Annotated in this window: 15 protein-coding genes; 8 read left to right on the top strand and 7 right to left on the bottom strand. The window is 59.9% G+C overall.

The window, feature by feature from the left end:
* Window positions 1–12 precede the first annotated feature (12 nt).
* Together ACIGJE_RS32710 and ACIGJE_RS32705 are read right to left on the bottom strand one after the other, a co-directional pair.
* Window positions 13–1,707: a dihydroxyacetone kinase family protein gene (locus tag ACIGJE_RS32710; protein WP_483680741.1), complete on the bottom strand. Its 1,695-nt coding sequence runs from the start codon at window positions 1,705–1,707 to the stop codon at window positions 13–15.
* A gap of 15 nt (window positions 1,708–1,722) precedes the next feature.
* Window positions 1,723–2,910, bottom strand: coding sequence for a pyridoxal phosphate-dependent aminotransferase (locus ACIGJE_RS32705; RefSeq protein ID WP_483680739.1), 1,188 nt, complete (start codon window positions 2,908–2,910; stop codon window positions 1,723–1,725).
* Between the two features lie 349 nt (window positions 2,911–3,259).
* Here ACIGJE_RS32705 and ACIGJE_RS32700 point away from each other — a divergent pair, with 349 nt between their 5' ends.
* The 5 genes from ACIGJE_RS32700 to ACIGJE_RS32680 all read left to right on the top strand — a co-directional run bounded on the left by ACIGJE_RS32700 (window position 3,260) and on the right by ACIGJE_RS32680 (window position 7,157).
* Window positions 3,260–4,168, top strand: coding sequence for a substrate-binding periplasmic protein (locus tag ACIGJE_RS32700; protein WP_367626373.1), 909 nt, complete (start codon window positions 3,260–3,262; stop codon window positions 4,166–4,168).
* A gap of 82 nt (window positions 4,169–4,250) precedes the next feature.
* Window positions 4,251–4,982, top strand: coding sequence for an amino acid ABC transporter ATP-binding protein (locus ACIGJE_RS32695; RefSeq protein WP_483680737.1), 732 nt, complete (start codon window positions 4,251–4,253; stop codon window positions 4,980–4,982).
* A gap of 12 nt (window positions 4,983–4,994) precedes the next feature.
* The gene (locus tag ACIGJE_RS32690) at window positions 4,995–5,666 is read left to right on the top strand and encodes an amino acid ABC transporter permease (protein ID WP_483680735.1); all 672 of its coding nucleotides are present in this window, start codon (window positions 4,995–4,997) and stop codon (window positions 5,664–5,666) included.
* A gap of 3 nt (window positions 5,667–5,669) precedes the next feature.
* A complete protein-coding gene (locus tag ACIGJE_RS32685; RefSeq protein WP_483680733.1) occupies window positions 5,670–6,335 on the top strand; it encodes an amino acid ABC transporter permease in 666 nt (221 codons plus the stop codon).
* 108 nt (window positions 6,336–6,443) lie between these two features.
* On the top strand, window positions 6,444–7,157 hold the full coding sequence (locus ACIGJE_RS32680; RefSeq protein ID WP_367626369.1) for an IclR family transcriptional regulator: 714 nt from the start codon (window positions 6,444–6,446) through the stop codon (window positions 7,155–7,157).
* A 546-nt stretch (window positions 7,158–7,703) separates the two neighbouring features.
* Here ACIGJE_RS32680 and ACIGJE_RS32675 read toward each other — a convergent pair.
* The gene (locus ACIGJE_RS32675; RefSeq protein ID WP_483680731.1) at window positions 7,704–8,087 is read right to left on the bottom strand and encodes a hypothetical protein; all 384 of its coding nucleotides are present in this window, start codon (window positions 8,085–8,087) and stop codon (window positions 7,704–7,706) included.
* A 352-nt stretch (window positions 8,088–8,439) separates the two neighbouring features.
* Between ACIGJE_RS32675 and ACIGJE_RS32670 the strand changes: the two genes are divergently transcribed.
* On the top strand, window positions 8,440–9,255 hold the full coding sequence (locus tag ACIGJE_RS32670; protein WP_483680730.1) for a hypothetical protein: 816 nt from the start codon (window positions 8,440–8,442) through the stop codon (window positions 9,253–9,255).
* A gap of 314 nt (window positions 9,256–9,569) precedes the next feature.
* On the opposite strand, the gene ACIGJE_RS32665 is transcribed toward ACIGJE_RS32670, so the two are convergent.
* Window positions 9,570–10,217 (bottom strand): BON domain-containing protein, encoded by a 648-nt coding sequence (locus tag ACIGJE_RS32665; protein ID WP_483680729.1) that lies wholly within the window; start codon window positions 10,215–10,217, stop codon window positions 9,570–9,572.
* 84 nt (window positions 10,218–10,301) lie between these two features.
* Between ACIGJE_RS32665 and ACIGJE_RS32660 the strand changes: the two genes are divergently transcribed.
* Window positions 10,302–10,646: a hypothetical protein gene (locus ACIGJE_RS32660; RefSeq protein WP_483680727.1), complete on the top strand. Its 345-nt coding sequence runs from the start codon at window positions 10,302–10,304 to the stop codon at window positions 10,644–10,646.
* Here ACIGJE_RS32660 and ACIGJE_RS32655 read toward each other — a convergent pair.
* A complete protein-coding gene (locus ACIGJE_RS32655) occupies window positions 10,617–11,456 on the bottom strand; it encodes a universal stress protein (RefSeq protein WP_483680725.1) in 840 nt (279 codons plus the stop codon). The two genes, ACIGJE_RS32660 and ACIGJE_RS32655, sit on opposite strands and share 30 nt — an antisense overlap.
* Before the next feature lie 100 nt (window positions 11,457–11,556).
* Here ACIGJE_RS32655 and ACIGJE_RS32650 point away from each other — a divergent pair, with 100 nt between their 5' ends.
* A complete protein-coding gene (locus ACIGJE_RS32650) occupies window positions 11,557–12,048 on the top strand; it encodes an NUDIX hydrolase (RefSeq protein ID WP_483681216.1) in 492 nt (163 codons plus the stop codon).
* A 53-nt stretch (window positions 12,049–12,101) separates the two neighbouring features.
* Here the strand turns inward: ACIGJE_RS32650 and ACIGJE_RS32645 are convergent, their stop codons facing one another.
* Together ACIGJE_RS32645 and ACIGJE_RS32640 are read right to left on the bottom strand one after the other, a co-directional pair.
* Window positions 12,102–13,856 (bottom strand): heavy metal translocating P-type ATPase, encoded by a 1,755-nt coding sequence (locus ACIGJE_RS32645; protein WP_483680724.1) that lies wholly within the window; start codon window positions 13,854–13,856, stop codon window positions 12,102–12,104.
* A 244-nt stretch (window positions 13,857–14,100) separates the two neighbouring features.
* Window positions 14,101–14,997, bottom strand: coding sequence for a universal stress protein (locus ACIGJE_RS32640; protein ID WP_483680722.1), 897 nt, complete (start codon window positions 14,995–14,997; stop codon window positions 14,101–14,103).
* Window positions 14,998–15,331: the final 334 nt, after the last annotated feature.

The raw sequence follows: 15,331 nt of genomic DNA, 5'->3' as shown, positions 1-15,331 counted from the left end.
CTGCCCGAAGTTTCACAGACTTGTGGCGAGCGCCTCCATCCAGATCGCGACAGCCGCCGCGCCACCATCCTGGGTTCCACGGGCTCGCTCGCCCAAATAGCTGGCACGCCCGAGCTTGGCCGTCATGTCCGCGGTCTTGCGGGCTCCGTCATTCGCCGCCCTGGCCGCCTCTCGCCAGACCTGCGCCGGCGAGACGCTGTCCCCAAGTGACTGGACCGTCTGGAGGGCGGGATAGAGCGCATCCAACATGGTCCGATCGCCCTGCCTTGCTCCGCCGATCTCGCTGATTGCGGCAATTGCAATCGCCAGGGCTTCTCGGAAATCATCGGGAGAGAATCGATTGGCCTGCGCCAGATGGCGGCCGGCCCGCGTCAGAGCAATCGCGTAGAAGGGGCCGGAACTTCCGGCGATGGCGCGGCGCAAGGTGTTGCCGATAGCGACCATCGCGTTGGCCGGATTGATCCAGGCGCCTTCCGGCAGTGCACGAATGGCTTGTGCGCCACGGACCATGCTTGCGCCCAGGTCGCCGTCGCCGGCCTTGCTGTCGAGATCCGTCAGGTGGGCTTCCTCCGCCTCGAGTGCATCGGCGACGGCCAAGCCGAGGCGACGCAGCTCTCGTGGGTCGAAGTGACCTGCCTCGCCCAAGGGAGCCTCTGCATCCGTGGAGGCGGGAGCGGCAATCAGATGAGGAAAACCCGTCGTCTCGCCACCGCGTGGCCAAGCCGTGGCAGCGGTGGTGGCATCCAGCCGCTCGACGTCGCCCGGGCGCATGTCGAGAAGCGAGATCGAGCAGCCCGGCATTTCTATGGCCGTGAGGAAATTGCCGGACCAGGCTCTTTCTATGCCGATGCCCCGAGACTGCAAAGTGGCGAGGGCTCGTCGGGTCATGATGGCCAGTTCCATGGGCGGCGTTGCGCCGAGGCCGTTGACAAGCAGGGCTACCCGAGCCCCTGCCTCGAGTGACATGTCGCGGACGAGCTGATTGACGATACGATCGGTGATGGCGTCGGCAGGCAGCAATCCGACGCGCTCGACGCCCTTTTCGCCGTGGATGCCAAGGCCGAGTTCGATCTCGTCCTCGCCCAGCGTAAAGCCGGCCTTGCCGGCGGCAGGAACGATGCATGATCCGAGCGCAACGCCCATCGTGCCGATGCGGGAGGCCGCCGACCGGGCGATATCGGCGACTTCCGCCAGGCCCTTGCCTTCGGCGGCGGCAGCGCCTGCGATCTTGTGGACCAGGACTGTGCCGGCGATGCCACGGCGGCGTTCACGGGCGACGATGTCGGACAGGGCAACATCGTCGGCGACCACGACGAGCTCCGTCGGGATGCCCTCGATGGCGGCAAGCTCGCCGGCAAGGCCGAAGTTCAGGCGGTCGCCGGTGTAGTTCTTCACGATAAGAAGGGCGCCGGCGGGGCCGGCCGTGGCGCGGATCGCAGCGAGGACCGCGTCGACGCTCGGGGAAGTGAAAACCTCGCCCGTCACCGCCGCCGTCAGCATGCCGGGCCCGACATAGCCGGCATGGGCTGGTTCATGCCCCGCACCCCCTCCCGATATCAGGGCCACCGGTCGACCGGCCGAAGCCGGCAGGTCGGCGCGGATCACGACATTCTCACTGTCCAGCAGGGCAAGGCCCGGTGAGAGGGCGACGATGCCTTCCAACATCTCCCTGACGACATCGGCCGGTCTGTTGATGAGCTTCTTCAAGATCGTTTCTCCTCGCTATTGGTCTTGAAGGAACCGCGCCAGCCTTTGTGCCCCCTCCTCGATGAGGGCAGGATCGACGGCAAAGCAGACTCGCAGGAAGGATTCTCCACCCGGACCGAAAGCGGATCCGGGAGCAACCCCGACACTCGCTTCCTTCAGGATCCGGCGTGCCATGTCGTAGCCGCTGTTCATCCCATGGACGGCAAAAAAGAAGTAAAATGTTCCTTCGGGCCAGAAGACGCGAACATTGGGAAGCTTATCGAGGATGGAGCAGATGATTTCCCGTCCCCTGGCCGATCGTTCGACCAAAGATTTGATGAAGTCATCCCCATCATCGAGGGCCGCGATGGCGGCATGCTGGCTGAAGGTCGAGACGCTGGTGGTGTTGTACTGGCTCAGATTGTCGAAAATCGTCGTCATGCCTTCTGGATAGACCAGCCAGCCAATCCGCCAGCCCGTCATGCACCAGTTCTTCGAAAAGGTATTGGTGACGATCAACCGATCGCTCGGCTCGGTGATCTGCAGGAAGGACGGAGCCAATCCGTCGCCATAGGTGAAATGGGCATAGACCTCGTCGGAAACGATCCAGAGGCCTCTGTCCCGCGCGAAATCACGGACAGCCAGCATCTGTTCGCGGGGCATGATCCAACCCGTCGGGTTGGAGGGGGAATTAATGGCGATTGCACGGGTCTTCGACGTTACCGCAGCGAAGAGATCGTCGAGCTCCAGTTTGAAGCCACCCCCTTCCACGGTGCGATAGGGCACCGGAACAACTTTTCCCCCCAGAATGCCGATGATCTCGATCAGGTTTGGCCAGGCTGGAACCGGAACGACCACCTCGTCACCCGGGCTCAAAATGGCCTGCATCGCCTGCATGATGGCCTGGACACCGCCGGCGGTGACGCTGAAGCGCCCCGCGCCGACATCGATCCCGAAGTGACGCTTGTGATAGCGATCGAGCGCTTCACGCAGCGCAGGCACGCCTGTTGAATAGGTGTATCGCGTGTGACCGGCGGCAAGGGCCGCAACAGCGGCTTCCCGGACAAACGCCGGCGTCGGAAGATCACCCTCACCAATCCACAGCTTGATGACGTTGGGATCCTCACGCGCGAGATCGGCGATATCGCAGATCTGGTTGAGCTCGATCCTGCTAATCCGTGTTGGGGTGCCCGATGCCGGCCATTCGGCCGCCCGATAGTTCATAACGTCTCTCCTTGAGCAGCGCTTGGGTACAGCTGCGCATTGCGCTCAGCTCGGTGCCGCGAGGCAGCCGGGGCCAATTTCAAAATCCTTTGTGGGTGCAGTGCGTCGATCGTCGCGACCTTGGGCGCTCAATCTTCACGGCTTCGCTGTATCGTCGGCGCCCTCCCACCCAGCGCGTGGTTTAATTTGTAATTCCGCATTGCGGAATATGATTTGAGTTCATCTTCACTTAAATAAATATATTATGATCAGTCAACATGCGTATTGAATTTTGTTTCATTTTATGTGGTTATCAGGTTGCAAACATATAATATTCCGCAATGCGGAACAAATGGAGCGGGAGCTGGAAATGAAGAAACTCGCCTTGATCGCGGCGGTCGCCATGTTGGCCGTAACAAGTCAGGCATCGGCGGCAGATGATCCCAAAGGCGCGATCGGGGCGATCCTCGAAGCAAAGAAAATCGTCATCATGAACGATCTGTCGGCGGCGCCCTGGCAGTTTCGTGACGCGAATGGGAATGCCGCCGGCTTCTCGATCGACCTTGACCGCATGATCGCCGCCAAGCTCGGCGTCGACCTGCAACTGAGAAACGTCGAGTGGGCGGGCTTGATCCCCGGTTTGCTGACGCGCAAATCAGACATTCTGGCGACCAGCATGACGGTGACGCCGAAGCGGGCCGAGCAGATTCTTTTCACCAAGGAGAGTTGGTATTCCACGGGGGTCGTCGCGATCGTACGGCCCGAGGCTGAAAATGTGTCCTGGGAGGATCTCAATCAGTCGGGCAAGAGGATCGCGGTCAAGGCCGGCACGAGTGCGGTCGACATCGCCAAGCAGTTCTTCGCCAAGGCCGAAATTCAAAGCTATCCCAACGACACCGACACGTATCAGGCTCTGAAGACTAACCGTGTCGATGCAGCGCTCAACGATCTCGCCGTATTAGGGGTCGTTCGTAAAGAGTATGGCTTCGTCTCCTCCAAAACGCCGCGCGAACTGATCAGCCAGGATAATTGGGCCTTTGCGGTTCGCCCGAAGGATGTCGCCACTCAGCAATATCTGGATGCCTTCCTGTCGGAGATTAAAAAGGACGGACGGCTCGAGGCACTGCGCGCTTATTGGGTCGATAGCGAGGCCTGGAAGAAGGACTTCCTGGAGAAGAACAGCAGCGTGTCCGAGGAGAGAAAGAAGCTCGTCGATAAACTCGGGATCGGCGCCTATGTGCCGGAAAGCGGCAGCGGCAACCGCATGACTCTCCAATAGGGCTCATCGTCGATCGGGCGCCCGTTAGCACGCAGGACGGGCGCCTGTCGCCGCTTTTCGATCAAGGAGGGAGAAAGCCGCCATGGCGTTTTTTGAGGCGCATGATGTCAATCTGCATTTCAAGAGCTTCCACGCACTGCGTGGCATCTCCGTCTCATTCGAGAAGTCTGATGTGCTGGTCATCTGCGGTCCATCGGGCTCCGGCAAGAGCACGTTCATTCGCGCCATCAACAAGTTGGCTGGACCGCTGTCGTCGGGCCGTTTCCTGCTGGAGGGCCAGGATCTTGGGAGCATGCCACGCCGCGATCTCTATCGCAGGGTCGGCATGGTGTTCCAGCGCTTCAACCTGTTTCAGCATCTGACCGTCCTGGACAATATCGCCCTGCCGCAGAGGCGCGTTCTCCGGCGCTCCCGCAAGGATGCCATCGAACGTGCCATGGGGCTCCTGAAGCGTGTCGGCCTGAGCGACAAGGCCGCTCGCTACCCCGCTCAACTGTCGGGTGGCCAGCAACAACGTGTCGCCATCTGCCGCGCGCTCGCGATGGAGCCCGAGTTGTTGCTGTTCGATGAGCCTACCTCCGCGCTCGATCCGGAAATGGTCGGCGAAGTGCTGCAGGTCATGAAAGACCTGGCGGCAGCGGGGATGACCATGGTCGTCGTGACCCACGAGATGGGGTTCGCCAAGGAACTCGCCACCGAGATCGTCTTTCTCGATGGCGGCCAGATGGTTGAGAAGGCCCCGCCCTCGGCGTTCTTCAGCCAACCTAGGCAGGAACGGACCCGCATGTTCCTCGACCAAATCCTTCGTCACTAGGCCGGGGTAAACATGATCTCCAACGCATATGACCTATTCTGGCAGTACCGTGATGTTTATCTGACCGGAATTCGCAACGCTCTTTCGGCTGCCGCATTCGGATTGGTGCTGGCGCTTGTAATAGGGGTGTTGGCCGGTATTGCCCGCTACAGCTCGCGCGGCCTGCTTCGGGGCGTGGTTGCCATCTATGTCTCGCTGGTGCGCAACACACCGCTGCTGGTGCAGGTCTACTTCATCTACTTCGGCTTGCCCGCAATTGGCATAACCCTGTCTGCTTTTTCTACGGGTGTTCTCGCCCTGACGTTCAATTCGGGCGCCTACATTGCCGAAATGGTACGCGGGGGGCTGAACGCCATTCCAAGAGGCCAAACGGAGGCCGCGCTCGCGCTTGGACTGCGCCGGCGCATAGTGCTGTACCGGGTCCTCCTGCCGCAGGCAGCGCCGACGATCCTGCCGGCGATCACGGGGCAATTCGTGCAACTGGTCAAGGATACCTCCCTGCTCTTCACGATCGCCGTTCTTGAAATCACGAAAGCGGCCGACGACGTCGGCAACGACAGCTATCAGTTCCTGCCGGCCTATCTCGTGAGCTGCGTGATCTATATCGCCCTGTGCGTCGTGCTGAACCTCCTGTCGGACGTCTACGAAAGCCGCGCCGGCTTCTCCAAGTACAAAAGGGCATGATTCATGAGCAATGTCCTTTCCGTTGCGCTCGATGCGTTTCAGCTCATCCTGACAGGGCTGCCGATCGTTCTGTTCCTGGCATTCGCCGCATTTTTACCGGCACTCGGCCTTGGCATTGCCGGAGGGCTCCTTGCCTCCTCCCCTCTCGCGATCGTGCGGTTTTTGATCGGCGTCTATGTCTACCTGTTCCGCAGCACGCCGTTCCTGATGTTCATTTTTCTGGTTTACTACGGGCTACCGGAATTCGGCCTCGATATTGGCCCTGTCACGACCGCCATTATCGCTCTTTCGTTGTCTCACGGTGCCTACATGACAGAGATCGTCCGAGGCGGTTTGCTGGGGTTGGACAAAGGCCAGAACGAAGCGTCGGTGGCTCTCGGGTTCAGTCTATTCCAGCGCCTGCGGGACATTACGCTGCCGCAGGCGCTGATGGCGATCATCCCCTCGCTCCTTGGCCAGATTATCCTGATCATCAAGGACACCTCGCTGGTCTCCGTCGTAGGGATCAGCGAGATTGCAAGGCTCGCCAAAGAGGTGGTCATCCGCACCAACCAGCCCTTCATCGTTTTTACCATTCTGGCTCTCACCTACTTCGTCGTCTGCTTCTCCCTGGAGTTCGTTGCACGAAAGTTGGAAGAAAAGGTAAGACGGATCACATCAGGGCATTAAAAGTGAGATAAAGACATGGATGTGCACGCAATATTCCAGGAAGCTCTCAGCCCCGAAACTTCAACGGCTTCGGAAAGCCGGGATGCGGGTGCCAAGTCGCTGCGCAAGATGGCTCTCGTCCTCGACGCCTTTTCCCGCAGTCGGCCGAGTATGACCATTGCTGACCTTTCGGAAGCCACCGGTCTGCCCAAGACCACGATCCACCGTATCGTCACCTCGCTCCGGGAGGTCGGTTTGCTCGATCAGGACGGGCGGCGCCAGGGATACCGGCTCGGCCTGAAGATGTTCCATTATGGCAGCAGTGTCCTGGCCAGCCTCGATACGCCCACGCGTGCCCATCCTCACATCGCCAAGCTTCAGCAACTGACCGGCGAGATCATTCACTTCCATATTTTCGACGGGCATCAGATGGTCTGCGTCGAGCGAGAACAGATGATCGCCTCGAGCATGACGACGCTGCAGGCCGCGCCGACCTATTGCACCAGCGTGGGCAAGGCGTTTCTGGCGTTTCAAGACGAAAGTCTCGTCAGGAAGATCGCCGGGGAGGGGCTGCACGGCTACACGGTTCGCACAATCACGCATCTCGACGATCTCCTGTCGGAATTGGCGCGCATCCGGGTGCAGGGCTTCGCCATCGACAACGAAGAAATCGAGGTGGGGGTGCGCTGCATCGGTGCCCCTGTTCGTGACTCCTCGGGCAGGGTGTTCGCGGCGGTCAGCGTCTCCGGTCCGGTCGATCGCATGCCGGATGGCCGTCTAGCAGGGTTGGCACCGGTGGTTATCCAAACTGCGAATGAGATTTCCCAAGCGCTTGCCGAGTAGCCCTGTGGAGGCGGCTAAGTAATATTCTGGGATCTCAACATTGGCAGGCCATTCCACTCGTCGGCGGTGACAGATCAGGCGTTGGCGAGAAGCGCCTCTACGAGCAATGGATCGCGAAGCGGCGAGGATGGGTATGATGCGCAGAAGTTGAAAGAGCATTTTGACTCTTGGATGAGTTCCCGCAGCACGCCGCCGTTGTAGAATTCCTGACTTCCACGGCGCACAACGACCTTGGTTTTCACCAGTCGCTGTGCATAGGCCCAGTCAACTCAGCTGTGAGGTGGGTGGTTCTAAGTCGTAGTATGTCGAGGGAAATCGCGTTTTCGGGCGCTGTGGCATGTCGCAGCGTCGGACTTGGTTGCGGGCCCCCGCAACCAATTCTGTCATAAGTCACTCGCCATCCAAGTCTAACGGCTCGGGTGGTGTTTTGCGTTCGGAATCTCCAACCCCGACGGAAGCATGCCCACATACGCAATGCCCCGTTGATGGTTCAGATAGTCTCGCTGGTTCGCTGTAAAGCGAGTTCCTCAGCCCAGCTATTCTCTCTCAAGGCTGAGGGCTATTTTTCTTGTGTCGTGGTCTCGTGGGCGTAGGTTCAAGTCCCAGTTCGATCAGCCGGCGTTCTGCCGCAAGAGAACAAATTGCTTTGAGGGCACTTGGATCCGTCAGGTGTGGGTCACGCAGTGCATGAAACGCAGCCTGGATGATCCGCTTGTTGTCCGATTTTGGATTCTTGTTGGCAACATAGGCAAAGAGTGGCGCGCTGTGCAGGCCGCTCGTGGCCCCGGCGACCAAGGCTTCATAGATCTTCTTCTTTGTTTCGCCCATGGTTTGACTCTCCACAATTGGCAGCCGTTTCAGTCGAACGATATCGTCGCTCCATGATAACTGAGCAACGTTGAATATCGCTGCTTGCAACAGCCGCCGCATTGATCCGCATCAATATAAAGTGGTGGAAGGCTAGATTCATTAGGAAAGCTGGAGGGGGTGATCAACCCCAAGGAATAAAGAGCGAAGCCAGATCGCGGGTCCGGAAACAAGCGTGAACGATGCTCTTCCGGCTTGCATCGATTTCACAGGCCCTACGCGGTCTTGTGGCAGGTAGTTCTTGTCGCCTTTGTCTGCTTGCTCGATTTGGTGTTCTATTTCGAAATTCGCCGAACTACTCTTTATCCAAAGTGTACGCTTTTTCTCTTGATGCCTGTCAATGCTCGGATCGGCGCTCAAGCTATATTAAGAGTTTGTCGGCAAGGAGCAAGGTTCGATGAGGTACTCGGCGGTCATGGTTTATGTCGATACTGGCGGCTACAATACTGCTCGCGTCGATCTTGCCTGCGAAGTCGCGCGACATTTCGAGGCCAGGCTTATCGGGGTGTCGGCAAGTGCCGCGCAACCGCGGGTCGTGCTACCCGAAAAGGGGCCGGCTACCATCAGCCTGGATATGAGCCCTTATCTCGACCACGCTGAAGCGGATCTGCGTTGCGCGAAGGACCTATTCCATCGTGTCGCGCAGGCCCATGAATGCCGCCTTGAATGGCGGAGCTCCATCGACAATCCAAACGATTTCGTGGCTAGCGAGGGGCGGGCCGCCGATATCATTCTGGCCGGTCGGATGGGGAACGACGTTTCGCCACATCATGCCATCGATCCTGCCAAGCTGATCGTCTACGCAGGACGCCCCGTGCTGGTGGTGCCGGCATCGGTCAAGACCAGTCTCCTCGGCTCGCATGCCGTGATTGCCTGGAAGGATTGCCGTGAGGCTCGCCGTGCCGTGCTCGATGCTTTACCCTTGTTGAGCAAATCGAAAAATGTGAGCGTCATCAATATCGTGGAAGGAGACCAACGTCTGACAGCACTGCAACAAACGAGCGACGTGGAGTGCTTTCTGGCGCATCACGGCATCATTTCTCGATCGGTGATCATTGAGGACGATGGGCGCTCAATTTCGAGGCGAATCACGGATTTTGCCAAGGCGCACCAAACCGGCCTCATCGTTATGGGGGCTCGGATTCATGCCCGCCTGCATGATTGGACGATAGGCGGGGAAACGCACGACATGCTTAAGAAATGCCCTATCTGCCTCTTGCTCAGCAATTGAAATTCTCTCCCGAAGTCCCTGGCCAATTCCGGTCGAATAGGGCTCGACCGCACTCCTCGAGTACCAGCGTGGTTCAGCCATACCGCTGCACCGGCTCCAGATGTGGCCAATACGGTCAACTCGCAAGAGGAGATATCAAAGCCCGAGTGACGATGCCCATGCTTTGCAGGCCGGTCCGGACCATCAGATTTTCCATACCCTCGAGCCGAAACGGCAGGATCACGTCCAACTTCCTCAGGGAATTCATCCCGATGAAGGAGACGGACGTGATCTTTCAGGAGGTCTAAGGCAAGATACTGGTATTGTGACTGTCGTCAGGCGACGCGCAGATTGTCTTCGACGCTGCGAACGCCGGCCGCTGACCACGCTGCGCGTTCGGCAACCTGCCGCTCATGCCACGCCTTGATCTTGCCGTCGAGGATCACCTTGTCGCCGATGACATTCACCTTGATCCCGTCGGCCTCGAACTCGGCATCCCGTTTGAGCGCGGCCAGGATCTTGGCCTCGACGTCTGGAACCTGCACGCGGGCCTTGACCTCAATGTTGTTGGTTATACCCAGTACACCGGAAAGCTTGCGAACTGCGCGATAGGCGGCTTCTCGCTGAAACTGCCAGTCGACGATGCCCGCGAGGGTGACCCAGCCCTTCTCGACCTTCACCTCGACGACGCCCTCGGGGACCATGGCGTCCCACGAGATGACAGAAACGGCCCTCGACGCGATCTGGTCGTCGGCTGTCTTCTTGTGATCCGGGTAGCGGACCTCGATTTCCTCGGCGATTGCACGAACGCCCTTGATGCGGCGCGCCAATGTTTCGGCCGCAATCTTCTCGGCGTAACTGCCGACATGGCCGCTTAGCGTGATGATACCGTTTTCGACTGCAACACCGATACGAGCTGCATCAATGCTTGGATCGAAGTCGAGGGCGTCGATGATCGATTGACGCAGGACCTTGTCATTCATCGTTTCTCTCCATTTTCATGTGTCGTGCGGAGTACCGGGGACAAGTGTACCGGAAGCCCGGGAAGCGGCGCCCACGCGGCGTTCTTGACTTCGATCGTCCGAGCGACGCTGGGTGAAGACCTGGACGCAGTCACTGGCAATGCGCGTTCGAGGATTTGGCCTCCATTGAACCTGGCGAGGTTGCCGGTACTTGAAGTTCATCACATGCTGGGAATGGGCACGTTGATTTCCATCAAGACGATTGGCACAGGAAGCAAATTCCGGTGCGAATACTTATTTGTTGATGCCTGCGAAGGTGTCCGGATTGCGGATATCGGCCCAGACTCCGCCTCGGATGTGAGTGTGCCGTCGAAGAAGGACCAGCCTCGACGACTTCCCGAAAGCAGGGAGCGGCAAACCTTAGTGGCTCAGCAGGCAGCATTTGGTTGAAGAATGCAGGAGGTCGCGGGTAACGCCGCCAAACATCCATTCCCTTGCCCGAGCATGGCCATAGCCTCCGGCAACGATCAAGTCGGCATGCTGCCGCTCGGCATGGACAAGAATGGTCTCGCAAACCGTGCCGTCGACCGTTTCGAGAACCTGTGCATGTGTTTCGACGTCGTGAAGCCTGAGGAACTCCGCGACGGCATCGACGCGCCGCGCAGCGTTGTCCCGGCCGCTTTCTTCCACGACTTCGACGATGCTGACACGCGATGCTTCCCGTAGAAATGGAAGGGCGTCAATGACAGCCCTGCGAGCCTCGCGCGTGTTGCTCCAGGCCACGAGGACATGGTCCGCCGCCAATTGCGACAGGCTGGGTGGCACGATCAGAACCGGTCGGCCGCAGCGCAACACGACCTCTGCCGGATCCAGCGCCAGGTGCGGCAGATTGGGCGGGTTGTGGCGGCGCTGTCCCACAACGATCAGATCGGCCCTGGCACTTTCATGATACAGCGCGTCGGCCGGAAACTGCATGCTGGTCTGCCATTCCAAGTCCTCGCGATTGGAAATCGCGGCATCCCTGAACCGAGGCTCCAGATCCTCGTCGCCATACCAAGGCAGGACCGGGCGGCTAATGGCGGGATCGTGGCCGAGAGAAACCGGCTTCACCTGTTCCCTCGCCGCAAGATCGATTGCGGGTACGCAACCAATGCCAATGAGTTTGGCGTTGAACCGCGAAGCCAGCGTTGCCGCGAGTTTGGTCCTTTCGTCACTTTCCTTGTTATCCTGCACATGGACCAGCATGCTGGTATAGGTCATGTTTCCGCTCCGCGTATGGGATGAAAAAGTCATTGTTGCCCAAAGGGATAGCGGATCCGTGGCAGATGTCGTTGATCTTGCGCAAAGGACCTATGAACCGATGGCGAAGAAGAGTACCGGGATCTTGCTCTATCGGTTGAAAGGCGACGACCGCGACATCGAAATTCTTCTCGTTCATCCCGGAGGGCCGTTCTGGGCGAAACGAGATGAACAGGCCTGGTCGATCCCCAAAGGGGAATACGATGTCGGCGAGGATGCTTACGGCGCTGCCTTGCGTGAGTTTGAGGAAGAACTCGGGATGCCATGCCCCCAGGCTGTGCCGATCGACTTGGGTGAAATCCATTACTCCAGCGGCAAGCGCATCGTTGCCTGGGCGGTGGCAGGTGATTTTGATCCCGGCGAACTGCGCAGCAATATGTTCGAGATGGAGTGGCCGCCTCGCAGTCGGCGCCTCATGCAGTTTCCCGAGGTGGACAAGGCGCAGTGGTTCGCGATGGCGGAGGGACGTAGCAAGATCCTGCCTGCTCAGCGGCCTTTCCTCGAACGATTGGCAGAGCAACTCGGGCATGACCGCCACTCTGCGCCGAGGTGACCGCGTTTTTTCAGATCGATGTCTCGAAGGAATGAATCGTCGAGACAGGTCTGTCAGGCCGGCCGGTTCATGGCCGGCGATGCCGGTCGCAAGGCCCGCAGAGCGTTGAGCACGACGGCGAGATCAATCGCCTCCTGAAGAAAGGCGCCAGCTACGGGATCGAGATACCCCAACGCAGCGCTTACCATGCCGACCAGCGAGAGCCCCATGCCGATCAGTACGCTCTGCAGGGCAATCCGACGCGTGCGGTGTGCGATGGCGAGGGCTTCTGCAACACGTTCGATCCTGTCGACCAGCACCACGACGTCGGCTGCCTGGGAGGCGGCGACGGCGCCTCTTGCCCCGAGCGCGGTGCCCACGTCGGCGGATGCGAGTGCGGGGGCATCGTTGATGCCATCTCCGATCATCATCGTGGGGGCGTGGCGCCTTTCCGCCGCTACGGCAGCCACCTTGTCCTGCGGCGTTGCGTCTGCGATGACATCGTCCAGCTTGAGCGACGTCGCCAGGGGTCGGGCGATGTCGGCGCGGTCGCCGGTCAGCAGGATGATGCGCTCGATTCCACTGGTACGAAATGCATCGAGGGTCGAATATGCATCGGGGCGCAGCTCGTCTTTGAACAGAACCCGGCCGACATAATGTCCGTTCGAGGAAACGTGGAGTGCAGCATGGCCCGTCGGCACCGATGAAGTCTTCTCGGCCCCAGCATCAGGCTCGACGAAATCCAGGCGTCCGATCCGGATGTGAGCTTCCTCGACAAATCCTTCCACGCCGTTTCCCGGGCTCTCATGGACTTCATCCGGTGGAATGAGGTCGATAGTGCGCCGGCGTGCTTCTTCGACCAGGGCCTGCGACATGACGTGATGAGAGGCCTGACCGACCGAGCCGGCCATGCGCAGGAGTTGCTCAACGCTCACGGATGGCTCGGGTTCGATCCGCGCGATCGACGGATAGCCGCGTGTCAACGTTCCTGTCTTGTCGAACAATACGGTGCGGATCCGGGCCAATGTCTCGAGTGTACCAGAGGTCTTGACCATTACGCCGCACTTGGCGCAGCGTGACATGCCGGCGACCAGGGCAACCGGCACGGCGAGGATGAGCGGACAAGGGGTGGCCACGACGAGGACTGCGAGTGCGCGGTGAGGAGAGTCCCAGATCCACCAAGCCAGCCCGGCCAACCCCAGGGTCAGAATGAGGAAACCGATGGCATAACGATCGGCCATCCGCGCCATGGGGGCCTTGGATTGACGGGCGCCCTCAACGAGGCGGAGGATTGTGGCGTATGTGCTCTCTCGTGCAGGCCTGGAAACCCGCAGATCGAAGGCGGCCCCCGCGTTCACGATTCCGCTCGAAAGGGCATCGCCGGCAAGCCGTCGCACCGGCATGGCTTCCCCGGTCAGGGCTGACTCGTCCAGGGTTGCATCAGGCCCGATGAGCAGGCCGTCGGTCGGCAGGACATCTCCGGGGCGCACCAGGATGCGATCGCCAGGCGATAGGGATTCGATCGGCACCGTTTGGAGACGATCACCTTGATAAAGCTGGGCGCTGCGAGCGACCCGGCTGAGCAGGGCCGTCATGGCCGAACTCGCGCGGCCCTGCGCGAATTGCTCCAGGGCCTGGCCGCCGGCAAACATCAAGGCGATGACGACGCCGGCCAGGGCTTCGCCGCCCCAGATGGCGCCCGCCATCGCCAGAGCCGCAATGATGTCCAGCCCGACATTCCCTCGCACCAGGCCGCGCAGGATGGTGATCGCAAGGACGATCAGAACCGGTACGGTGCCGGCCAGCCATAGGGTGTGCGCGACCTGCAAACGCTCCAGTAGGAAAGCAACCAATCCTGCTGGCAGCGCAGCCGCGGGAAGCGCCGCGAGCGCTGCGGAAGCCATCCGAGGCAGGTCGGGCTTTGTCGGCGGGGCAGACGCTTCCTTGGTATCTGCGGTGCGTCGTGCGGTTAAGGAGAGGTCGTGAACCATGGAGTGGCCTGCAGGCGAAGCCGGATCGAGGCATCGGAAAACAGCACCGGTTGCACTGAATGCCGGCTTTCGAATGTCTCCGTCAGTGAGCCATCAGGAGCGGAACATCGGTTTTCTCGACGAGTTCAACGGTTGTGCCGCCCATGATCCATTCTCTCAGGCGCGAATGCCCGTAAGCGCCGGCAACGATCAGATCCGCTGAGATGCGGTGCGCTTCCTGCAGGAGTGTACTCGTCACGTCCTCAGTAAGGGGAAGAACGTCCACCACCGTTTCCACACCATGCCGTACCAGATAGGTCGCAATATCCGCCAGACCCACATCCTCATCGAGGTCGGCTTTTTGCCTTTCCTCTTCGACGGTCACGACTTTGACAAGCGATGCCAGCCTGAGGAGCGGGAGCGCCTCCGCGACGGCCCTGCTGGCTTCCTTGGTATCGGTCCAGCCGATGAGCACGGTCCGGATCGGCTGCCTGGGTTGTTGTCCGGGCGGCGCCAGATAGACGCTCCGGCCACTTTCGAACAATATCGCTTCGATCAAATGCCTCCAATCGGTGTTTGCCTCGTCCTTGCGCGGGCAACTGCCGATGAACAGGTCGGTGGTTCGGACTTGCGTTGCCAGAAGGGAGGATAACCATCCCGCGGCATCCTCGATGCGCCGGATTTCGCTGGATACGGAAAGGCGCTCGAGGCGCGGTTGCAGCCGTTCGATCGCGGCAGTAGCGCGTTGCTGGATCTGGTCCACCATGTCCATGCTGACGCCCGTACCCATCTCGCCGGCATAAATTGAAATATCGGGCAAGAGGCTGGTGAAAAGGCCTGTGAGATGGCTGTCAAAAGTCGCTGCCAGCATTTCGGCATGGGAGAGGCGAACTTCGTCCTCCTCGCTGCCATCGAGGTGGACGGCAAGGGTCTTGTAATTGTCCGGGCGAACGGAGGCTTTGGCTTCCAGTGGCTGGGTCGAGGAAATGTCGGCTTTCATTGAACCCTCCTGATTACGGGAATCCACGCTCTCTGCGTGCCCCGAGCGGAATGATGCCAGCCTTGCTTCTTCGAGCTTTCATTGCGTTGATCTGGCTCAAGGGAAATATCCGGAGGTCAAATATCGCGGCTCGCAGCGCCAATCCGGTAGCTCCGGAAGCTGCAGAGCTTGCGCTGAATCAAAGCCGAGCCCGCGCTCCAGCCCTAAACAGGCAGGTGCACCAAGATTGACGCGTCTTGTCGATGTCGCTGGCGCCGATTGCTGGCCTTGGTCGGTGGTCCTCACGGGCTGTCAGGCCGACGGAGTCGTCGCACTCCGGGCGTTGTGGTTTGCG

The organism is Labrys sp. E2SS-1L (assembly GCF_057073705.1).
The sequence above is the reverse complement of the archived record's forward strand: the minus strand, read 5'-3'. Positions and strand labels throughout refer to the sequence as shown.